Origin of the sequence: Enterobacter cloacae complex sp. S2 (genome assembly GCF_015159675.1) — a bacterium.
Lineage (GTDB): Bacteria > Pseudomonadota > Gammaproteobacteria > Enterobacterales > Enterobacteriaceae > Enterobacter > Enterobacter intestinihominis.
In genome coordinates this window covers 1-21,906 of sequence record NZ_JADDTS010000036.1, presented here as the reverse complement: position 1 = coordinate 21,906, position 21,906 = coordinate 1, and the positions used below count along the sequence as shown (strand labels likewise).

Below are 21,906 nucleotides of genomic sequence, written 5' to 3'. Positions count from 1 at the left end.
CGATGTCTGAGCAAATTAATCCTTTATGGAACCATTTTATTCGCGCGGTGCAGGAAGAGGTAAAGCCTGCGCTGGGCTGTACCGAACCCGTCTCGCTGGCGCTGGCGTGCGCGATGGCTGCCGGACAGCTTGACGGTGAGGTGACGCGTATCGAGGCGTGGGTATCGCCGAACCTGATGAAAAACGGGCTTGGCGTAACGGTGCCCGGTACCGGTATGGTCGGTTTACCCATCGCGGCCGCGCTGGGGGCGACAGGCGGTAATGCACACGCCGGGCTGGAGGTGTTGAAAGACGCGTCGTCCGAGGCGCTAACGCGCGCCAAAGCACTGCTGAACGCGGGTCTGGTGCAGGTAAAATTGCAGGAGCCGTGCGATGAGATCCTCTATTCACGTGCCTGCGTTTACGTCGGTGAATCCTCGGCGATGGTGACCATCGCTGGCGGGCACACTCGCGTGGTGGAGGTAGTTTGTCAGGGCGAAACGCGCTTCAGGCTTGACGATAATCAGAGCCAGAACAACGACGATCCGCTGGCGGTGCTCTCGACCACCACGCTGTCGCAGATCCTTGAGTTTGTGGAACAGGTGCCGTTCGACACGATCCGCTTTATCCTCGATGCGGGACGGCTGAACGATGCGCTCTCCCGCGAAGGTTTACGTGGCAACTGGGGGTTGCATATTGGTGCGACGCTCAATAAACAGCGCACACGCGGATGGATGGCGCAGGATCTGGGTTCAGACATTGTTATCCGCACCAGCGCAGCCTCGGATGCCCGCATGGGGGGCGCGACGCTGCCGGCGATGAGCAACTCGGGTTCCGGGAATCAGGGCATCACCGCCACCATGCCGGTGGTGGTGGTGGCTGAGCACGTTCAGGCCGATGACGAACGGCTGGCGCGGGCGCTGATGCTCTCGCACCTGTCGGCGATCTATATCCATTACCAGCTTCCGCGCTTGTCCGCGTTGTGCGCGGCGACAACGGCCGGAATGGGGGCCGCCGCAGGGATGGCGTGGCTGATGGGCGGTTCTTACCAGACAATTTCCATGGCGATCGGCAGTATGATCGGCGACGTCAGTGGGATGATCTGTGACGGGGCGTCTAACAGTTGCGCAATGAAGGTCTCGACCAGCGTCACCAGCGCCTGGAAAGCCGTGATGATGGCGTTGGATGATACTGCCGTGACGGGTAATGAGGGGATTGTGGCGCACGACGTGGAGCAGTCGATCGCGAACCTGTGCGCGCTGGCGTGCCGCTCGATGCAGGCAACGGACCGGCAGATTATTGAGATTATGGCGAGTAAGGTGTAAAAATTTCCCCTCACCCCAATCCCTCTCCCCATAGGGGCGAGGGGCTCGATCGTTCCCTCTCCCCTTTGGGGAGAGGGCTAGGGTGAGGGGGGGGTTAAACCGGCAAATCAATCAGCAGCGCGCGCAGTGGCGTATCCGCCACCAGGGTGATATTCGCTTCATCACGAATAAACGCACCGTCTCCGCAGGTGAGCGCCTCTTTCTCTTCCGCGTGCGTCACCGCATGCACCGTTCCGTGAATGGACTGCAGATAGGCGCGCGGGCCATGAAGCTGGAAGCTTGCCTGTTCACCTTTTTTCAGTTCGATATGGTGCAGCCACACCTGCTGGCGTAACTGCAGGCTGCCTTTGCTGCCGTCTGGCGAGGCAATCAGCTGCTGTTTATCGCCCTTCAGATCGATTTTTTGCACCAGCGGATTTTCCCGCTCCGGACAGGCATCCAGCCACAGCTGCATGCGGGTCAGCGTTTTGTCTTTGCTGAGGTTATGCTCGCTATAGCTAATACCCGGCTGCGTGGAAATTAACAGCGCCTCGCCAGCCTTTGCCTGGACATGATTGCCCTCGCTATCGCGGTATTCTGCCTCGCCTTCCAGGATCAGGTTCAGGATATCGACTTTCGGGTACGTGCGCGGCTGGAAGGACGCGCCCGGGGCGAGCACTTCCTGGTTCAATACGCGCAGTGAAGCGTAACCGAGAAGTTTAGGGTCAAAGTAGTGTCCAAAGGAAAAGGTGTAGCGGGCCTGCAACCAACCGAAATCGGCTTGTCCGCACTGTTTCGCTGTTCTTGTCGTAATCATAAACTTGACCTCTCTTTACACTAAATCAATGGTAAAGGTATGGACGCTGCATTGTTAGCCAGATATTCTGCCCGGTATGTTCAAATTTCCTGAATGAGAACGAGATGGCTAAAGAGAGAGCATTGACGCTTGAGGCGCTTCGCGTCATGGACGCGATTGACAGGCGCGGCAGTTTTGCCGCGGCGGCAGATGAACTGGGGCGCGTTCCGTCTGCGCTGAGCTATACCATGCAAAAGCTGGAGGAGGAGCTGGATGTTGTGCTCTTCGATCGCTCTGGTCATCGAACAAAATTCACCAACGTTGGGCGGATGCTGCTGGAGCGCGGCCGCGTATTGCTGGAAGCGGCGGATAAACTGACGACCGATGCCGAAGCGCTGGCCCGCGGCTGGGAAACCCATCTGACGTTAGTGACCGAAGCGCTGGTGCCCACCGAGGCGCTGTTCCCGCTGGTGGACAGACTGGCCGCGAAAGCCAATACCCAGCTGTCGATCATCACCGAGGTACTGGCCGGGGCGTGGGAGCGTCTTGAGACGGGCAGGGCGGATATCGTCATTGCGCCGGATATGCATTTCCGCTCATCGTCAGAAATTAACTCGCGCAAACTGTACAGCGTGATGAACGTCTACGTCGCTGCGCCGGGTCACCCGATCCATCAGGAGCCGGAACCGCTCTCTGAGGTCACGCGCGTGAAATACCGCGGCGTGGCGGTGGCGGATACCGCGCGAGAGCGCCCGGTGTTAACGGTGCAGTTGCTGGATAAACAGCCGCGTCTGACGGTGACGTCGCTGGAAGATAAGCGTCAGGCGCTGCTGGCGGGGCTGGGCGTGGCGACCATGCCGTATCCGTTCGTCGAAAAGGACATTGCAGAGGGACGGCTGCGCGTTGTCAGCCCGGAATACACCAGCGAAGTGGATATTATTATGGCGTGGCGTCGTGACAGCATGGGCGAAGCCAAATCATGGTGTTTACGCGAAATTCCGAAGCTTTTCACGCAATATAATAAATAAAATCGTAATTTGTAGGCCCGGTAAGCGAAGCGCCACCGGGCTTTTTTTTATGCGCAGATCTTCGGATCCGGACCAAAGCGGTTTTCTCCCGGCGTTCCGCTCTGACAGTTGAAAATCAAAATCACGATCCAGCCGATAAGCGGGATCAACAGCAACAGCAGCCACCACGCCGAACGATCGGTGTCGTGAAGACGACGAAACAGTACGGCCCATGAAGGCAGCAGAACCAACACACCATAAATGGTGGTGAGAATGCCTTCGCCCCCCTCGCGTTCCCAGCCGAGGATTTTGTCCACAATACCCAGCACCATAATCAGGACGAAGTTCACCAGAACGAACATCCAGTACTCTTTACGGCGGGCACGGCCACCAAATCCAACGTAGTTGCGCAGTACTTTTAAATACCAGTCCATTTTTCCTTGCCTCTTAGTCAGTCAATCACTTGTTTTCTAAGCGATCGAGGTAAGGATAGATGTATGCCGTGAATTAAAAAAGGGAATCAATTGATTCCCTAAATAATTATCCGAAACGCACGTCGCGCCCGTGTGGTTCATCCAGATCCTGCCACGGACCAATGGAGATAATGCCCGTTGGGTTGATGGTCTTATGACTGCGGAAATAATGGGTGCGAATATGGTCAAAATTGACCGTCTCCGCAATACCCGGCATCTGATAGATGTCGCGCAGGAAACCGTGCAGGTTCAGATAATCGCTGATGCGATGCTTGTCGCACTTGAAGTGGGTGACATACACCGGATCGAAGCGGATCAGCGTCGTCCACAGGCGGATGTCTGCTTCGGTTAGGCGATCGCCCGCTAAATAACGATGCTGGCCGAGGATCTGCTCCAGACGTTCCAGGGATCCAAACACGTTGCCGACCGCTTCGTCGTACGCTTCCTGACTGGTGGCAAAACCGGCTTTATAGACGCCGTTGTTGACGTTGTCGTAGATCCAGCCGTTCAGCTCGTCAATTTTCTCGCGCAGCTCAACCGGATAGTAATCCCCGGCGCGGGCGCCGTGCGCGTCAAACGCGGTATTGAACATGCGAATGATTTCAGCGGATTCATTGCTGACGATCGTCTGGTTTTTCTTGTCCCACAGCACAGGCACCGTTACGCGTCCGGTGTAGTGCGGATCGGCGCGCAGATAAAGCTGATACAGGAAATCGTGATGATAAAGCTCATCACCCGTCGCGGCCGGGAAGTCACTGTCGAACGTCCAGCCGTTTTCCAGCATCAGCGGGTTGACCACCGAAACCGGAATTAGCGATTCGAGACCTTTAAGTTTGCGCACAATCAGCGTGCGGTGCGCCCACGGACAGGCGAGAGAAACATACAGATGATAACGATCTTTCTCCGCCGCAAAGCCCCCTTCGCCACTCGGGCCGGGCGCGCCGTCGGCGGTCAGCCAGTTACGGAAGGCCGAAACAGAGCGCTTAAAGCGTCCACCGGTGGATTTGGTGTCATACCAGACATCCTGCCAGACGCCGTCTACGAGTTGTCCCATTTTTTACTCCTCCGTCAGATAGCAAAAGCGAGGAGATGTCTCCTCGCTTTGAATTTAATCATTATAGCGTGCTTACCACTTCTTATTCAGAAGACGGTCAATGCTGTAGGCGCCCGGACCCGTGATAGCCAGCAGCAGGAAGCCACCCGCGATGGTCAGGTTTTTCATGAACATCAGGGAGTTCACGCCTTCCGCAAAGTTGCTGTGGAAGATGAACGCGGTCAGCAGGGTAAAGCCTGCGGTGAACAGCGCCGTGGTGCGGGTCAGGAAACCGAACAGCACTGCCAGGCCGCCGCCGAACTCAAGCAGGATGGTCAGTGGCAGCAGGAAACCCGGTACGCCCATCGCTTCCATATACTGCTGAGTGCCCGCATAGCCGGTAATTTTGCCCCAGCCTGCGGTGATGAACAGCACAGGCATCAGAATACGCGCTACCAATACACCAACATCTTCTAATTTTTTCATTTTACTCTCCAGGAAACCACATCAGCGGCTAAACGTTATTTGCGTGCAAATTCGGGTAGATACCGCGTCTTTGCTGTCGATGGAGAGGAGTGTAAACGGGGCGGATGGCAATTGTTAGCAAGGAAAACTGTCAATCTTTTTCAAAGATATTGAGTAAGGGAGCATAGAGAGATTTTGCCTGGTGACGGCTACGCCTTACCCGGCCTACTTTTTTACCGTAGGCCGGGTAAGCGCAGCGCCACCCGGCGAGAAGGCTAGCGCAGCTGCTGCTGACGAATCGTTGCTTTCACCAGACGCCATGCGCTCCAGACACCAAAGCCACGGCGTGCCCAGCGAATCAGCATGTTTGGATGACGAATCGTCCAGATCGCCATCACGCTGCTACCCACCAGCGCCCACGAACGCAGGCTCAGAAGAGTATTCCAGCCGCGATCGTAACGCTGGGTCAGCTCCAGCCAGTCGCGACGGCTGGCGGACAGGTCCAGCCGCTGCTGCTGGATCTGGCTCAGCAGATACGCTTTCCGCTTTTGACGTTCGGCTTTGTCGCTCACGACTTATCATCCTCCAGCAGGGCGCGGTCGTTGGCCAGCTCCTGGCGAGTATGGCGCAGGAAGGTCGACGTGCGCGCTTTATGCAGGGTCCAGATACCGCCTATCAGCGCCGCCACCAGCAGAACCACGGTAGTCGCAATCATCGCGTTTAGCCGATACTGTGGATCGATAGCCCAGATGATTAACACCATCAGGCTCATCAGACCAAACGCGGCAAAGAGCATCGTAAGCCCAAGCATGAGCAGCATCTGGAAGAGATTGGCTTTCTCCTCTTCCAGTTCCACTACCGCAAGCCGGACGCGCGTTTCGGCAATCCCGACCAGCGTCGTAAGAATACGCTGGCCGATGCCGAGGACGTTTTTAGCAGGCCCTTGTGCGTGACGTGGATCTTCCATAATCAACGACGCGTCAGCAGGACACCCAGCACCACACCCACTGCGGCACCAATACCAACGCCTGTCCATGGATTGTCACGTACATATTCGTCTGCGCGCGCAGCCGCTTCGCGGGTCTGTTTCGCCAGTGCATCACCGGTTTCACCCAGACGGTAACGGCTCTCTTTCAGTGCCTGCTCCGCTTTGCTGCGCAGTTTGCTGACTTCTTCTTTCGATTTATCGGCAGAAGAGTTCAGCACCTCTTCCAGGGTGTCCGCCAGGGATTTCAGCTCAGCGCGCAGATGTTCTGAAGTTGTATCTTTTGACATGATTCTCTCCTGTTGAGATTTCCGTTAACTCAATAATCGCGAGCTTCCAGCGCTTTCAGTTCGTCCTGCGCCTCTTGCAACTTCCTCTCGCGCTTGGCAATTTTTTCCGCATCACCTTTCTCTTTCGCTTCTTGCAGGTCTTGACGGCGCTCGGCTATCTCGTCCTTCTGTTCAGCGATTTTTTCCTGATGATCGGCACGCAGCTTGCTGTCCGTACAATTGTCTTTCACTTCGCTCAGCGCTTTTTTCAGTCCGTCGATCCGGTGCTGATTGTTATGCTTTTCGGCATAACTGATTTCGCGTTGAATATCCTGTTCTTTCTCCTGACAAAGAGACATAGCGAAGGAAGCTGTGCTTAAAGAAAAAAGGGCCAGAGCCAGGGTGATGCGGTATTTCATTATAGAAACCTTCCATTGTGTTACGGCGTAAGCCGTGTTCCAGAACTATGCGGAGAACATCTGAGGGGTGCTCCGCATACTTAAGCATAGTAAGTAAACGGGAGTTTCACCAAAGTGGGTGAAAATATTCGGAATATTAGTCGTTAGCCAAATCGATGCGACGTGTCGCGTAACCGTGACATCCAGGAGGCTACGTGGCTGTCATCATCCTGTTGCGCGATGATGTAACCCTGCGGCAACGTGCGGTCCAGCACCGCTTTCGCCGCGGCGCTTTGCGCACTGGAGTCAAATTTTATCAGCAGCACATCGTCTTGCGGCGTGATGCTCTTAAAGCGGATCCCGTTAGCGTCCAGATGATGCCAGATGGAAAAACCATCCGGCACGCTGGTTCCTTGACTCACAGGACGGATAGTCAGCGTCGACTCCTGGTGCTGTAGGGCAGACCATAGCAGGATGAGAGCGCTGAACATCATTAGCGCGACGATGGCGTAAGAGAAGCGGCGCAGCGCGAGCGGGGAGATAACCATCGTTAACCCCTGGCTCCGTATTTCTTTTTCCACAGTACGACCAGTGAACCGACCAGGCCAAACACCAGCAGGACGACGGGCAGCAGCATCAGGCAAGACATCAGCTGGTCTTCATATTTCATAAAGACCGGCGTTTTACCGAGCGCGTAGCCGAGCGTGGTCAGGATCAGAACCCACAGCAGGCCGCTCATCCAGTTAAAGAACTGGAAGCGCGCGCTGCTCAGGCCGGACAAGCCCGCAATGGTCGGCAGCAGGGTGCGTACGAATGCGATAAAGCGGCCAATCAGCAAGGCGGAGAGCCCGTGCTTATGGAAAAGGTGGTGCGCTCGCTGGTGATAATGTGCCGGAAGATGCGAAAGCCAGTTCTGAACGATTCGCGTGTTGCCCAGCCATCGCCCCTGAATATAACTCACCCAGCAACCCAGGCTGGCGGCAATGGTCAACAGCAGAACCGTTTGTGGGAAAGCCATCGCTCCTTTTGCACAGAGCACCCCAACCAGCACCAGCAGGCTGTCGCCCGGTAAAAAGGCAGCAGGCAGCAGACCGTTCTCAAGGAACAGGATCATAAATAACACAAAGTAGAGCATGCCAATCATGGACGGGTTGGCCAGCGTTTCGAAATCCTGAGCCCAGAGGGCGTTCAGTAGTTGGGTCAAAAGTTCCATTCAGTGTTCCTGGAAATCGGTTAACGTCACGCCTGTCATTCGGGAAAACAGCACGGCGACATTGTTATGATTTCATTATGGTCGCTCGCGGACACAATGATGTGTGGCCAACACTGTTCCCTGTTAATTGGCTGGTTAGCAAGCACTAACTTACAAAATAACGAAGTGAATCCAATTGTAACAAAGCCCGACGTTCTGCGTCACAGAATTTGAGGGGAAACACGATTTTGGCGTAAGCCACGGAGGGGAGCGAGAGATTTTACAAAGGCTGACACTATAGAGGTTTTCTTACCCTGTCTGGCCGGAAGGCGCGGCGGTGCGCCTGCCAGCAGTTCAGGAGGTTATTTTGCGACATTGGTCGCGGTATCGAGGTGAACCACCGGATTATCAGCAAAAAGATAGCGGTCAGCGTTAAATTCAAAGTCATCACTCGTTTCATTAAAAAGCATCTGTTTAGTGTTCTCCAGATGCTGCCACATTGCCAGTTTCGCCGCATGCGGATCTTTACGAATCAGGGCCTTAAGAATCTGGTCGTGGTCGTCACACCAGTTATCTACCGTGCGGGAATCAATGTGATCGTGCAGTTTCTTCCAGTACGGGTTGTGAACGCGCTGAGTCCACATTTTTTCAACGATTGCCGCCAGCGCTGTGTTCTGAGTCGCAAGGGCGACCTGGACGTGGAATTGCAGGTCCCATTCGGAATCGCGGAAACATTTTTCTTTACGCGCATGATCCTGGATTTCCATCAGCTTCATGATGTCCTGCTTGGTGACCTGCGTCGCTGCGAATTCTGCGATATTGCTTTCAATCAGCTGGCGAGCCTGGAGAAGCTCAAACGGACCGTAGCTGGCAAATTCCAGACTTTCGTCCGGCGTGGGGGAGTGTTTCGCCTGGCTGGAAATCACGTGAATACCGGAACCTTTGCGTACCTCAACATACCCTTCAACTTCCAGCATGATGATGGCTTCGCGGACCACCGTGCGGCTGACGCTTTTTTCATCCGCAATAAAACGCTCAGCGGGAAGTTTATCACCGACAAGATAGACCCCTTGCTCGATGCGATCTTTCAGCTCGGCGGCAAGTTGTTGATATAAACGACGTGATTCGGTGATTTCCATATGCGCTCCAGGCAGGGTACGGCGAATGATTTGTTATACCACTTTTGCGTGCCACTCTCCAGATTTCGCCATTAAAAAAGCCGCCCGGAGGCGGCTTTTGCGACGTTTTTGCCGGGTGGCGCTACGCTTACCCGGCCTACGGTTTTATCGGGTGTTGTAGGCCGGGTAAGGCGAAGCCGCCACCCGGCACAACAAGCTAACTCTGCGTCGCCGGTCCCCCAAGGGACTCTTTCGCCAGTTCCTCGGCGGATTTACTCTTCAGCACCGTCCAGATAACCACTGCACCCAGCAGGTCGAAGATGGCCAGTACCGCGAACAGCGGGCTGAAACCGATGGTGTCTGCCAGCGCGCCGACCACGAGGGCGAACAGGGTACTTGCGGTCCAGGCGGCCATCCCGGTCAGACCGTTGGCGGTGGCAACTTCGTTACGACCAAACACGTCGGACGAGAGCGTAATCAGCGCGCCAGACAGAGACTGGTGAGCAAAGCCCCCGATACACAGCAGGGCGATAGCCACGTAAGGACTGGTGAACAGGCCAATCATGCCAGGGCCAATCATCAGCAGGGCGCCCATGGTGACCACCATCTTACGGGACACAATCAGGTTCACGCCAAACCAGCGCTGGAACAGCGGTGGCAGGTAGCCGCCGACGATACAGCCCAGGTCTGCAAACAGCATTGGCATCCAGGCGAACATCGCGATCTCTTTCAGGTTAAAGCCGTAGACTTTGAACATGAACAGCGGGATCCAGGCGTTGAACGTACCCCAGGCCGGTTCCGCCAGGAAGCGTGGCAGGGCGATACCCCAGAACTGACGGGTACCCAGGATCTGCCAGACGGACATTTTCTTGCCGTTGTCGGTCTGATGATGAGATTCCTGGCCATTGATAATGTAGTCACGTTCTTCGGTGGACAGCTTTTTCTGGTCGCGCGGGTGTTTATAGAAGATCAGCCACGCCATGGCCCAGGCAAAACTCAGCACACCGGAGATGATGAACGCCATTTGCCAGCTGTGCATCACAATCGCCCACACCACCAGTGGCGGAGCAATCATCGCCCCGATGGAGGAACCCACGTTGAAGTAACCGACAGCGATTGAACGTTCTTTTGCCGGGAACCATTCAGAGCTGGCTTTCAGACCCGCAGGGATCATCGCCGCTTCGGCAGCACCTACCGCACCACGTGCCAGCGCCAGCCCGCCCCAGCTGCCAGCCAGCGCCGTCGCCCCGCAGAAGACGGCCCATGCTACAGCGAAGAAGGCATAACCAATTTTTGTACCCAGAATATCAAGAACATAACCTGCAACAGGCTGCATTACGGTGTAAGCGGCAGAATACGCCGCAATGATGTAAGAGTATTGTTGTGTGGAGATATGTAACTCTTCCATCAACGTTGGCGCCGCTGCTGCCACGGTGTTACGTGTCAGGTAGCCCAGCACGGTGCCGAGCGTCACCAGTGCGATCATGTACCAACGTAACCCTTTAATTTTACGCATGTAAAACCTCATCGTTATGTTATTTCCGTGTCGGGACACGGCAACAACTCAACCGTTGCCGGGAGCTGTTCTGTAACGGGAGGGGCGTAACCGGGAACCTGTCCCGGAACGGCCCGAACCTTGCCATAAGTCATCGTGCTAAGTCGGCTTCCGTACCGTTAAATCCGATGTAACAAACACCGGTAATGCATTCCGTCGGCTTATAGTTTGCGACGGCGAAAAGATAACTTGTCATACAACTTTAAAAGGTGAGTGACATCACAAAAGAGTGAATCTTTGTAGGGATATTATGCGGCGTGCGCAAAGCCAGATCTGGCGCGGCCTGCAAGAAGGTTTACCCCTTTGAGGGTAATTTATTTGTCGACGTTTATTGATCTAACTCACGAAAAAAACGTCGGACTCTGGAAATTGGTGTGATAACTTTGCAGCATCTGAACATAAGCTTTCTGACGCTCCCGTAATGAGGAAGACGATAATGACACCGTTTATGACCGAAGATTTCCTGTTAGATACCGAATTTGCTCGCCGCCTGTACCACGACTACGCAAAAGATCAGCCGATTTTCGACTACCACTGCCATTTACCGCCGCAACAGGTTGCCGAAAATTACCGTTTCAAAAACCTGTATGATATCTGGCTGAAGGGTGACCATTATAAATGGCGCGCGATGCGCACCAACGGCGTGGCCGAGCGCCTGTGTACCGGCGACGCGACCGATCGCGAGAAGTTTGACGCCTGGGCCGCTACCGTTCCCCACACCATCGGTAACCCGTTATACCACTGGACGCACCTCGAACTGCGTCGTCCTTTTGGCATCACCGGCAAGCTGCTCTCTCCCGCCACGGCGGATGAAATCTGGGATCAGTGCAACGAACTGCTGGCGCAGGATAGCTTCTCGGCGCGCGGCATCATGCAGCAGATGAACGTGAAGATGGTGGGCACAACCGACGATCCGATCGACTCCCTGGAGCACCACGCGGTTGTCGCGAAGGACAGCACGTTTGACATCAAAGTGCTGCCAAGCTGGCGCCCGGATAAAGCCTTCAACATCGAGCTGCCGACCTTTAACGACTACATGGCGAAGCTGGCGGAAGTTTCGGATACCGACATTCGTCGCTTTGACGATCTGCAAACCGCGCTGACCAAACGTCTGGATCACTTTGCCGCACACGGCTGTAAAGTGTCTGACCACGCGCTGGACGTGGTGCTGTTCGCGGATTCCAGCGAAGCCGAGCTGGACAGCATCCTGGCGCGTCGTCTCTCCGGCGAAGCCCTGAGCGAGCATGAAGTCGCCCAGTTCAAAACCGCGGTGCTGGTGTTCCTCGGTGCGGAATATGCCCGTCGCGGCTGGGTTCAGCAGTACCATATCGGCGCGCTGCGTAATAACAACCAGCGTCAGTTCAAACTGCTGGGCGCGGACGTGGGCTTCGACTCCATCAACGACCGCCCTCTGGCGGAAGAGCTGTCAAAACTGCTGAGCAAACAGAACGAGCAAAACCTGCTGCCAAAAACCATTCTCTACTGCCTGAACCCGCGCGATAACGAAGTACTGGGCACCATGATCGGCAACTTCCAGGGCGAAGGGATGCCGGGCAAGATGCAGTTCGGTTCCGGCTGGTGGTTTAACGATCAAAAAGACGGCATGGAGCGTCAGATGACGCAGCTGGCGCAGCTCGGCCTGTTGAGCCGCTTCGTTGGCATGCTGACCGACAGCCGCAGTTTCCTCTCCTATACCCGCCATGAATATTTCCGCCGCATTCTGTGCCAGATGATTGGCCGCTGGGTGCACGCGGGTGAAGCGCCAGCGGATATCCAGCTGCTGGGCGAAATGGTGAGAAACATCTGCTTTAACAATGCGCGTGACTACTTCGCCATTGAACTGAACTAAGGCCGTTTGAGGTTGATATGCAATACATCAAAATCCATTCGCTGGATAACGTTGCCGTCGCGCTGGCAGATTTAGCCGAAGGGATGGAAGTGACCTTCGACAACCAGTCGGTGACGTTACGCCAGGCCATTGGACGTGGACATAAGTTTGCCCTGATCCCCATCGCGAAAGGGGAGAACGTGGTGAAGTACGGTTTGCCCATCGGTCATGCGCTGGCGGATATTGCGCCGGGTGAATACATTCATTCCCACAATACCCGCACCAATCTCAGCGATCTGGACGAGTACAGCTATCAACCTGACTTCCAGCCAGAAGAAGGACAGGCGGCCGATCGTGAGGTACAGATCTACCGCCGCGCCAGCGGCGAGGTGGGGATCCGCAATGAGCTGTGGATCCTCCCGACTGTCGGCTGCGTGAACGGGATCGCGCGTCAAATTCAGACGCGTTTCCTGAAAGAGACTAATGATGCTGAAGGCACCGACGGTGTGCATCTGTTCAGCCACACCTACGGTTGTTCCCAGCTGGGTGACGACCACATCAATACCCGTACCATGCTGCAAAACATGGTGCGCCACCCGAACGCGGGCGCGGTGCTGGTGATCGGCCTCGGCTGCGAGAACAATCAGGTCGACGCCTTCCGCGACACGCTGGGCGAATTTGACCCTGAGCGCGTGCACTTTATGGTGTGTCAGCACCAGGACGACGAAGTGGAAGCGGGCGTTGAACAGCTGCATCAGCTGTATGAGGTGATGCGTCACGACAAGCGCGAGCCGGGCACGCTGAGCGAACTGAAGTTTGGCCTGGAGTGCGGCGGATCTGATGGCCTTTCCGGCATTACCGCTAACCCAATGCTGGGTCGCTTCTCGGATTACGTGATTGCCAACGGCGGCACTACGGTGCTGACCGAAGTGCCGGAGATGTTCGGCGCAGAGCGCATTCTGATGAGCCACTGCCGCGACGAAGAGACCTTTGAGAAGACCGTCACCATGGTGAACGACTTCAAACAGTACTTCATCGCCCATAACCAGCCGATATACGAGAACCCCTCGCCGGGTAACAAAGCGGGCGGGATCACCACGCTTGAAGAGAAATCCCTGGGCTGCACTCAAAAAGCGGGCGCCAGCCAGGTGGTGGACGTGCTGCGCTACGGTGAGCGGCTGAAAACGCACGGCCTGAACCTGCTCAGCGCACCGGGCAACGATGCGGTCGCCACCAGCGCGCTGGCAGGCGCGGGCTGTCACATGGTGCTGTTCAGTACCGGGCGCGGTACGCCGTACGGCGGGTTTGTGCCGACGGTGAAAATCGCCACTAACAGCGAACTGGCGGCGAAGAAAAAGCACTGGATCGACTTTGATGCGGGCCAGCTGATCCACGGCAAAGCGATGCCGCAGCTGCTGAGCGAATTCGTGGACACGATTGTGGAATTTGCCAGCGGCAGGCAGACCTGCAACGAGAAGAACGACTTCCGCGAGCTGGCGATCTTTAAGAGTGGTGTGACGCTTTAAGTCGGGTGCGGGCTGGTGCCCTCACCCCGGCCCTCTCCCACAGGAAGAGGGTGCAAACACTAAAAACGGCAACACATGTTGCCGTTTTGCATTTACCTTGTAGGCCCGGTAAGGCGTAGCCGCCACCGGGCTTTTCTTTTTAACTGCGCAGGGCGTTCTTCGCTAAACGCGCATCTTCCGCCTGACAGGCTGCGGCAGTAAACAGCACGTCGGTAGAGGAGTTCAGCGCGGTTTCGCAGGAATCCTGCAATACGCCGATAATGAAACCGACCGCGACAACCTGCATGGCAATCTCGTTCGGAATACCGAACATGTTACAGGCCAGCGGGATCAGCAGCAGAGAGCCGCCCGCCACGCCGGATGCGCCACAGGCACACAGCGATGCAACGACGCTCAGCAGCAGCGCGGTTGGCAGATCTACCGGAATACCCAGCGTATGCACCGCCGCCAGCGTCAGCACGGTGATGGTAATCGCCGCACCGGCCATGTTCACGGTTGCACCCAGGGGAATCGACACCGAATAGGTATCGCGGTCCAGGTTCAGCTTCTCCGCCAGCGCCATGTTCACCGGTATGTTCGCCGCTGAGCTGCGGGTGAAGAAGGCATACACGCCGCTCTCGCGCAGGCAGGTCAGCACCAGCGGATACGGGTTGCGGCGGATCTGCCAGAACACCAGCAGCGGGTTGATCACCAGCGCCACCAGCAGCATACAGCCGACCAGGACGACCAGCAGCTGCGCGTAGCCCCACAGTGCGTCGAAACCGGTGGTGGCCAGCGTCGAAGAAACCAGACCAAAGATACCGACTGGTGCAAAGCGAATCACCAGCTTCACCATGAAGGTCACTGCATTGGACAAATCGTTAACCAGGTTTTTCGTGGTCTCGTTGCCATGACGCAGCGCGAAGCCCAGACCAATCGCCCAGACCAGGATGCCAATGTAGTTTCCGTTCATCAGTGCGGTGATGGGGTTAGAGACCATGCTCATCAGCAGGCCGCGAAGGACTTCCACAATCCCGGACGGCGGGGTGATATCACCGGCCGCGCTGGTCAGGTGCAGCGTGGACGGGAACAGGAAGCTAAACACAACGGCCGTTAAGGCAGCAGAGAAGGTTCCCAGCAGATACAGGAACAGAATAGGGCGAATGTTGGTTTTTTGTCCGTGCTGGTGGTTGGCAATCGACGCCATCACCAGCATCAGCACCAGTACCGGGGCGACGGCCTTCAGTGCGCCAACGAAAAGGGTGCCGAGCAGTCCCGTCGCTTCCGCCGCAGGTTTTGACACCATCGCCAGCAGAATACCCAGTACCAACCCGACCAGAATTTGTTTTACAAGACTGCCCTGCGCCAGGCGCGCAAGCAGGCCCTTAGATTGTGTGCTCATACGTTATTCCTGAGTGAAATTGCGTTCCATCCTGGATGTGCTCTAAGTCACATTTGTATCCGGATGTAAGTATTTGTTTGCCTGGTTGAGTATCAGGGAAAGCAGCGAAAGGCGGAAGCGTAAAATGCTGGATTTTACGTGTTGCGTCATGTTTTTTAACTATTGGTTAACGAAAGTGCCGGGTGGCGCTGCGCTTACCCGGCCTGCATTGCATTTCCCCCTCTCCCCGTGGGAGAGGGGTGGGGTGAGGGCATCAGCCCGCACCGAACGTTGCACTAAGCCTGCTGCTTCTTATCGTGCTGGCGGTTAACCCAGGTATTGATAATCAGCGTCACCAGCAGAATGCCAAACACCACGCCGAGCGAAATGGCGATCGGGATATGGTAGAAATCAACAATCAGCATCTTGATACCGATAAAGACCAGAATCACCGACAGACCGTACTTCAGCATTGAGAAGCGCTCTGCCGCGCCCGCCAGCAGGAAGTACATCGCACGCAGGCCGAGGATCGCGAACAGGTTCGAGGTCAGGACGATGAACGGGTCGGTGGTAACTGCGAAGATAGCCGGGATACTGTCCACGGCGAAAATCACGTCGCTCAGCTCGACCAGAATCAGCACCAGCAGCAGCGGGGTGGCGAACAGCAGGCCGTTCTTACGCACGAAGAAATGCTCGCTCTCGATCTTGTCCGTCATGCGCAGATGACCCCGGATCCACTTCACCAGCGGCTTATCACCGATACCGGTATCGTCTTCTTTCGCCAGCGCCATTTTGACCCCGGTGAACAGCAGGAACGCACCAAACACGTACAGCAGCCATTCGAACTGGGTAATCAGCCAGCTACCGGCGAAGATCATGATGGTACGCAAAATGATGGCGCCCAGCACGCCGTATACCAGCACGCGGCGTTGCAGGGCCGCAGGCACGGCGAAGTAACTGAACAGCATCAGCCAGACGAAGACGTTATCAACCGCCAGCGCTTTTTCAATCAGATAGCCGGTGAGGAAGGCGAGTGCCTGAGGATCGGCCACCGCGCGACCTTCGGTTGAGGCCAGATACCACCAGAAGGCGGCGCAGAAAAGAAGTGAGAGGGTAACCCATACCAGCGACCAGACGGCGGCTTGCTTAACGCTCATGCCGTGTTCGCCGCGACGACCCTGCAAAAAGAGGTCGATCGCCAGCATGATGAGCACGACAACCGCGAATCCGCCCCACAGCATTGGAGTGCCGACAGAATGCATACTATTTTCCTTACACATAAAAAAACAAAAACGGCTATGGTCAGAAGACGATAGCCGTTAGCTTTTTATGCATAGACCTCGCCTTCCGGCAAGGTCTCACTTACAACCACGAAGGTTGCCCGGCGACCGGATGCGGTTTTGCACGCATCGTAATGACGATCCACCGGCGAAGAAGTTACTCCCCTTTGCAGGTAACAAATTATGTCAGACCATCGATTTCGTCAATGGTCTGCACGATTTCATTACACAGCTTTACGCGACGGCTTCCACATTCACGCCGTCTGCGGGGAAGATTACGCCGGTCTGTCGGCGGATCTCCGTTTGCAGCTTCGCCGTGGTGCGGCTGATCGCCAGTCCCGGGTGGTTCACTTCGTTGTCTTCTACCAGACGGGCGAAGACCTCTGCCTCATAAAGCATAGTGTTAATATGCTGAGGCTGCGTCAGCTCCTGCGCTTTTCCGCCGCGCGGAACGATGCTGAGCTTCTGGCATTCGGAGATTTTTTCGATCACCAGCGAGCCGTCTTCGCCCTGAATTTCGCTTGGCAGCACGGAGTCGCTGACCTTCGAGTGCTGCAACGTCACGCTGAAATCACCGTAGTCCAGCACCACAACGCCGTGTGCATCCACGCCGCTCTCCAGCAGGCTGGCGGTGGCCGTCACGCCGTGTGGTTCCCCCCACAGCGCAACCGCAGAGGCCAGGCAGTAAAAACCGATATCCATAATCGAGCCATTCGAGAAGGCCGGGTTAAAGGTGTTCGGGTTTTCGCCGTCCAGATAGCGCTGGTAGCGCGAGGAATACTGGCAGTAGTTGATAAAGGCTTTACGCACTTTGCCAATTTTCGGCAGGGACTGCTGCAACAGCAGGAAGTTGGGCAGGCTGGCGGTTTTGAACGCTTCAAACAGCACCACCTGGTTTTCGCGGGCAAGCGCAATGGCGGCTTCCACTTCGTGGATATTCGACGCCAGCGGCTTCTCGCAGATCACATGCTTTTTATGGCTGAGGAACAGCTTCGTTTGCGGGAAGTGCAGAGCATTCGGGCTGGCGATATAGACCGCGTCAATGGCGTCGCTTTGCGCCATCTCATCGAGTGAGGTGAACAGATGTTCAACCAGGTAGTCATTCGCAAAACTTTGCGCCTGCTCAAGGCTGCGGGAATAGACTGCGGTGAGCTTATATTTGCCGGTTTCGTGGGCGGCGTCGACGAACTGGCGCGTGATCCAGTTCGTACCGATGACTGCGAAACGTATCATAAACGTTTACGTACTCCGTAGCAGGGAACCTAAAGCCACTGTAGCACGTCCTCATGACATTTCGCGTGCGCTACTGCGCATTACTCTTTAACGATAAATGCGTCAGCCACAAACGGGTATCAAACTCCAGCTGGTGGTACTGCGGCTCCATATGGCAGCACAGGGAATAGAACGCTTTGTCGTGATCTTTCTCTTTCAGGTGCGCCAGCTCGTGCACCACGATCATCCGCAGAAAGGCTTCCGGCGCATTGCGAAAGACGGTCGCGACGCGGATCTCCGCCTTAGCCTTCAGCTTGCCGCCCTGCACGCGGGAGATGGCGGTATGCAGGCCGAGCGCGTTTTTCAGCACGTGGATCTTGTTGTCGTACATCACCTTGTTGATCGGCGGGGCGCTCTTCAGATACTGGCTTTTCAGATCCTGCGTATACTGCCAGAGGGCTTTGTCAGTCGCGAAATCATGCGTGCCCGGGTAGCGTTTTTCCAGCACCGCGCCGAGCTTTCCCGCGGCGATCAGGTCGCGAACCTGGGATAGTAATTGCTCCGGGTAGCCCTGGAGATAAGTCAGCTGGTTCATCAAAACCCCAAAATAGTGTGAAAACGGGTATACTCACGCACCCTTTTCAGGGATACGCCAAATTTTACCATTCAGGAGGGCCGATGAGCCACTTAGACAACGGTTTCCGTTCACTCAACCTTAAACGTTTCCCGGAAACGGACGACGTGAACCCGCTTCAGGCGTGGGAAGCGGCGGATGAATATCTGCTGCAGCAGTTGGATGAGACTGAAATCCGCGGCCCGGTTCTGATCCTGAATGACGCGTTTGGCGCGCTGGGCTGTGCGCTGGCGGAACATGCGCCTTACAGTATCGGCGATTCTTACTTAAGCGAGCTGGCGACGCGTGAAAACCTGCGTCACAACGATATCGACGAATCCAGCGTGAAGTTCCTCGACAGCACCGCGGACTACCCGCAGGCGCCAGGGGTGGTGCTGATTAAAGTGCCCAAAACCATGGCGCTGCTGGAGCAGCAACTGCGCGCGCTGCGTAAAGTCGTGACGCCAGAAACGCGCATCATCGCGGGCGCCAAGGCGCGTGATATTCACACCTCGACGCTGGAACTGTTCGAGAAAGTGCTCGGCCCGACCACTACGACGCTGGCCTGGAAAAAAGCGCGCCTGATCAACTGTACCTTCAGCGCGCCGGAACTGGCCGACGCGCCAGAGACCCTGAGCTGGAAGCTGGAAGGGACCGACTGTACCATCCACAACCACGCGAACGTCTTCTCCCGTACCGGTCTGGATATCGGCGCACGCTTCTTTATGGAACATCTGCCGGAAAACCTGGAAGGGGAGATTGTCGATCTCGGCTGCGGTAACGGCGTGATTGGCCTGACGCTGCTGGCGAAGAACCCGGAGGCCAGCGTGGTGTTCAGCGACGAATCGCCAATGGCGGTGGCTTCAAGCCGTCTGAACGTGGAAACCAATCTGCCGGAGGCGCTGGATCGCTGCGAGTTTATGATCAATAACGCGCTGTCCGGCGTAGAGCCTTTCCGCTTCAACGCGGTGTTTTGCAATCCTCCGTTCCACCAGAAGCACGCCCTGACGGATAACGTCGCGTGGGAGATGTTCCACCACGCGCGCCGCTGCCTGAAAATCAACGGCGAGCTGTACATCGTGGCGAACCGCCATCTGGACTACTTCCACAAGCTGAAGAAGATTTTCGGTAACTGCGTCACCATTGCGACAAACAACAAGTTTGTGGTGCTGAAGTCGGTGAAGCTGGGGCGTCGTCGGTAAGATCGCTTTGCCTGGCGGCGCTTCGCTTGCACAGGCCTACGGTTTCAAATGCCCGGTGGCGCTTCGCTTACCGGGCCTACAATGGCCTCGGACCCGTAGGCCCGGTAAGCGAAGCGCCACCGGGCGATGCCGTTAAATACTCAGCGCCAGTTTTGTCCCCTGCGCAATCGCCCGCCGCGCATCCAGTTCCATCGCCACGTCGCACCCGCCAATCAAATGTACCGTTTTCCCTGCCTCACGCAGCGGATCGGCCAGATCGCGCTTCGGCTCCTGCCCGGCGCACAAAATCACATGATCCACGTCCAGCAGCTGCGGCTCACCGCCGATCAGAACGTGTAGCCCGTCGTCGTCGATCTTCTGGTAGCTCGCCCCCGGGATCATCTTCACCCCGCGCGAGAGCAGGGTGGCGCGGTGGATCCAGCCTGTGGTTTTCCCCAGCCCTTCACCCGGCTTGCTGGCTTTACGCTGGAGCATCACGATCTGACGCGGGCTTTTCGGCAGCTGCGGACCTTCCGGGCGTAAACCGCCGGACTGACTGAGACTGGTATCAATGCCCCATTCCACGCAGAACTCAGCGATGTTCTGGCTGGTGGCTTCGCCCGGCTGGCTTAAATACATCGCAGTATCAAAACCGATCCCGCCGCAGCCGATGATCGCCACCTTCTCGCCAACCGGCGCTTTGTCGCGCAGCACGTCCAGATAGCTCAATACCTTCGGATGATCGATACCCTCGATCGCAGGGGTGCGCGGGGCGATCCCACTCGCGAGGATCACCTCGTCGAAACCGATCAGATCCGCCGCGCTGACAACCTGATTGAGCCGCAGATCGACGCCCGTCACCTCGATCATCCGGCGGTAATAGCGCAGCGTTTCATAGAACTCCTCTTTGCCGGGGATCTGTCTGGCGATAGTAAACTGCCCGCCGATTTCCGCCAGCGCATCAAACAGCGTCACGCTGTGCCCACGCGAGGCGGCATTGATCGCAAACGCCAGGCCAGCGGGTCCTGCGCCCACCACGGCCAGACGCTTCTTGTTGGTCGCAGGAACGATCGGCATTTTGGTTTCATGGCAGGCGCGGGGATTCACCAGGCAGGAGGTGACCTTGCCGACGAAGATCTGATCCAGACACGCCTGGTTACAGCCGATACAGGTGTTGATCTCATCCGCACGGCCGCTTTGCGCTTTGGAGAGCAGTTCGGCATCCGCAAGGAACGGACGCGCCATCGACACCATATCGGCGTCGCCGCGGGAGATCACATCGTCCGCCACCTGCGGATCGTTAATGCGGTTAGTGGTCACCAGCGGAACGGAGACTTTGCCTTTCAGCTTGCGCGTAACCCAGCTGAACGCCGCACGCGGCACCGGCGTGGCGATGGTGGGGATGCGCGCTTCGTGCCAGCCAATCCCGGTGTTGATAATGGTGGCACCAGCGGCTTCAATCGCCTGCGCCAGCTGCACGGTTTCGTCGAAGGTGCCGCCGCCTTCCACCAGGTCGAGCATCGACAGGCGGAAGATGATAATAAAATCCGCACCCGCACGTTCACGCACCGCACGCACCACCTCCACGGCAAAACGCATGCGGCGGGCATAGTCACCACCCCATTCGTCGTCGCGCTGGTTGGTGCGTGCGGCGAGGAATTCGTTGATCAGGTAGCCTTCTGAGCCCATCACCTCCACGCCGTCGTAACCCGCTTCCCGCGCCAGCGCGGCGCAGCGAGCAAAGTCATCTATCAGCGCCAGGATCTCGTCATGGCTGAGGGCATGGGGAGTAAAGCGGTTAATCGGTGCCTGAATAGCCGAGGGGGCAACCAGGTTCGGCTGATAGCTGTAGCGCCCGGTATGCAGAATTTGCAGGGCGATTTTGCCGCCCTCGTTGTGAACCGCATCGGTCACAATGCGGTGGTGCGGCAGTTGTGACGCATCATTCAACACCGCGCCGCCCTCCATCGTCACCCCGGAAGGGGCAGGGGCTACGCCGCCGGTGACAATCAGCGCCACCCCGTGGCGCGCGCGCTCGGCATAGAAGGCTGCCAGACGTTCAGCCCCGTCCGGACGCTCCTCCAGCCCGGTGTGCATTGAGCCCATTAACACGCGGTTTTTGAGGGTAGTGAACCCCAGATCGAGAGGGGCGAATAACGACGGGTAGCGGCTCATAGTCTCTTCCAGTGTAAAATTATTGTTATGTGGTCGGATGAGTTACTAATTTAGCCAGCGGCGGCAGAAAGGTAAAAGCGGGATCGAATGATTGTGATAGATCTCAAAGAACTTCACCCCTCACCCCGGCCCTCTCCCCAGAGGGGAGAGGGTGAAA

The 21,906-nt window shown here is 56.6% G+C and carries 22 protein-coding genes; 5 read left to right on the top strand and 17 right to left on the bottom strand.

All coding sequences use genetic code 11. The features are described from left to right. The first annotated feature begins 2 nt into the window (after positions 1-2). The gene (locus tag IPZ49_RS16270; RefSeq protein WP_063146531.1) at positions 3-1,304 is read left to right on the top strand and encodes a serine dehydratase subunit alpha family protein; all 1,302 of its coding nucleotides are present in this window, start codon (positions 3-5) and stop codon (positions 1,302-1,304) included. A gap of 94 nt (positions 1,305-1,398) precedes the next feature. Here the strand turns inward: IPZ49_RS16270 and IPZ49_RS16265 are convergent, their stop codons facing one another. Further along, complete coding sequence (locus tag IPZ49_RS16265) at positions 1,399-2,100, bottom strand: pirin family protein (RefSeq protein ID WP_022649481.1); 702 nt, start codon at positions 2,098-2,100, stop codon at positions 1,399-1,401. A 104-nt stretch (positions 2,101-2,204) separates the two neighbouring features. On the opposite strand from IPZ49_RS16265, the gene yhaJ reads away from it, so the two are divergent. After that, a complete protein-coding gene (yhaJ, locus tag IPZ49_RS16260) occupies positions 2,205-3,107 on the top strand; it encodes a DNA-binding transcriptional regulator YhaJ (RefSeq protein ID WP_022649480.1) in 903 nt (300 codons plus the stop codon). 47 nt (positions 3,108-3,154) lie between these two features. Here the strand turns inward: yhaJ and IPZ49_RS16255 are convergent, their stop codons facing one another. From IPZ49_RS16255 to IPZ49_RS16205, 11 genes are all read right to left on the bottom strand, one after another. Further along, positions 3,155-3,520 carry a DUF805 domain-containing protein gene (locus IPZ49_RS16255; RefSeq protein WP_022649479.1) on the bottom strand — a complete coding sequence of 122 codons (366 nt, stop codon included), beginning with the start codon at positions 3,518-3,520 and terminating at the stop codon, positions 3,155-3,157. 106 nt (positions 3,521-3,626) lie between these two features. Next, positions 3,627-4,613, bottom strand: a complete 987-nt coding sequence (locus tag IPZ49_RS16250) for a glutathione S-transferase family protein (RefSeq protein ID WP_023298697.1) — start codon at positions 4,611-4,613, stop codon at positions 3,627-3,629. Positions 4,614-4,685: 72 nt separating this feature from the next. Next, on the bottom strand, positions 4,686-5,078 hold the full coding sequence (locus tag IPZ49_RS16245; RefSeq protein ID WP_006812075.1) for a DoxX family protein: 393 nt from the start codon (positions 5,076-5,078) through the stop codon (positions 4,686-4,688). 254 nt (positions 5,079-5,332) lie between these two features. Then, entirely contained in the window at positions 5,333-5,629 is a 297-nt protein-coding gene (locus IPZ49_RS16240) for a YqjK-like family protein (RefSeq protein WP_022649477.1), read from the bottom strand. Further along, positions 5,626-6,024, bottom strand: a complete 399-nt coding sequence (locus IPZ49_RS16235) for a phage holin family protein (RefSeq protein WP_003862647.1) — start codon at positions 6,022-6,024, stop codon at positions 5,626-5,628. Before IPZ49_RS16235 ends, IPZ49_RS16240 begins: the two co-directional genes overlap by 4 nt. 2 nt (positions 6,025-6,026) lie before the next feature. Beyond that, positions 6,027-6,332, bottom strand: a complete 306-nt coding sequence (locus IPZ49_RS16230) for a YqjD family protein (RefSeq protein ID WP_008503141.1) — start codon at positions 6,330-6,332, stop codon at positions 6,027-6,029. 29 nt (positions 6,333-6,361) lie between these two features. Then, positions 6,362-6,730, bottom strand: a complete 369-nt coding sequence (locus tag IPZ49_RS16225) for a DUF1090 domain-containing protein (RefSeq protein WP_017382428.1) — start codon at positions 6,728-6,730, stop codon at positions 6,362-6,364. Positions 6,731-6,873: 143 nt separating this feature from the next. Then, complete coding sequence (gene mzrA / locus IPZ49_RS16220; protein WP_022649476.1) at positions 6,874-7,257, bottom strand: EnvZ/OmpR regulon moderator MzrA; 384 nt, start codon at positions 7,255-7,257, stop codon at positions 6,874-6,876. 2 nt (positions 7,258-7,259) lie between these two features. Then, a complete protein-coding gene (gene yqjA, locus IPZ49_RS16215) occupies positions 7,260-7,922 on the bottom strand; it encodes a DedA family general envelope maintenance protein YqjA (RefSeq protein ID WP_022649475.1) in 663 nt (220 codons plus the stop codon). A gap of 341 nt (positions 7,923-8,263) precedes the next feature. Beyond that, positions 8,264-9,040, bottom strand: a complete 777-nt coding sequence (gene exuR / locus IPZ49_RS16210; RefSeq protein WP_023298695.1) for a transcriptional regulator ExuR — start codon at positions 9,038-9,040, stop codon at positions 8,264-8,266. Positions 9,041-9,236: 196 nt separating this feature from the next. Then, positions 9,237-10,535 carry an MFS transporter gene (locus IPZ49_RS16205; RefSeq protein ID WP_022649474.1) on the bottom strand — a complete coding sequence of 433 codons (1,299 nt, stop codon included), beginning with the start codon at positions 10,533-10,535 and terminating at the stop codon, positions 9,237-9,239. Positions 10,536-11,010: 475 nt separating this feature from the next. Between IPZ49_RS16205 and uxaC the strand changes: the two genes are divergently transcribed. Then, positions 11,011-12,423, top strand: coding sequence for a glucuronate isomerase (gene uxaC, locus IPZ49_RS16200; protein ID WP_063146532.1), 1,413 nt, complete (start codon positions 11,011-11,013; stop codon positions 12,421-12,423). Between the two features lie 17 nt (positions 12,424-12,440). Then, positions 12,441-13,928 carry a UxaA family hydrolase gene (locus IPZ49_RS16195; RefSeq protein ID WP_063146533.1) on the top strand — a complete coding sequence of 496 codons (1,488 nt, stop codon included), beginning with the start codon at positions 12,441-12,443 and terminating at the stop codon, positions 13,926-13,928. 139 nt (positions 13,929-14,067) lie between these two features. On the opposite strand, the gene sstT is transcribed toward IPZ49_RS16195, so the two are convergent. The 4 genes from sstT to IPZ49_RS16175 form a co-directional block, all read right to left on the bottom strand. Next, complete coding sequence (gene sstT / locus IPZ49_RS16190) at positions 14,068-15,309, bottom strand: serine/threonine transporter SstT (protein ID WP_023298692.1); 1,242 nt, start codon at positions 15,307-15,309, stop codon at positions 14,068-14,070. 275 nt (positions 15,310-15,584) lie between these two features. After that, a complete protein-coding gene (locus IPZ49_RS16185) occupies positions 15,585-16,550 on the bottom strand; it encodes a TerC family protein (RefSeq protein ID WP_022649470.1) in 966 nt (321 codons plus the stop codon). Between the two features lie 252 nt (positions 16,551-16,802). After that, a complete protein-coding gene (locus IPZ49_RS16180; protein ID WP_022649469.1) occupies positions 16,803-17,801 on the bottom strand; it encodes a Gfo/Idh/MocA family protein in 999 nt (332 codons plus the stop codon). Between the two features lie 70 nt (positions 17,802-17,871). Further along, positions 17,872-18,375, bottom strand: coding sequence for a M48 family metallopeptidase (locus tag IPZ49_RS16175; RefSeq protein WP_023298690.1), 504 nt, complete (start codon positions 18,373-18,375; stop codon positions 17,872-17,874). Positions 18,376-18,458: 83 nt separating this feature from the next. Between IPZ49_RS16175 and rlmG the strand changes: the two genes are divergently transcribed. Beyond that, complete coding sequence (rlmG, locus tag IPZ49_RS16170) at positions 18,459-19,595, top strand: 23S rRNA (guanine(1835)-N(2))-methyltransferase RlmG (protein ID WP_063146534.1); 1,137 nt, start codon at positions 18,459-18,461, stop codon at positions 19,593-19,595. Between the two features lie 132 nt (positions 19,596-19,727). Here rlmG and IPZ49_RS16165 read toward each other — a convergent pair whose 3' ends face one another. Continuing rightward, positions 19,728-21,749 (bottom strand): NADPH-dependent 2,4-dienoyl-CoA reductase, encoded by a 2,022-nt coding sequence (locus IPZ49_RS16165; protein WP_063146535.1) that lies wholly within the window; start codon positions 21,747-21,749, stop codon positions 19,728-19,730. Positions 21,750-21,906 lie beyond the last annotated feature (157 nt).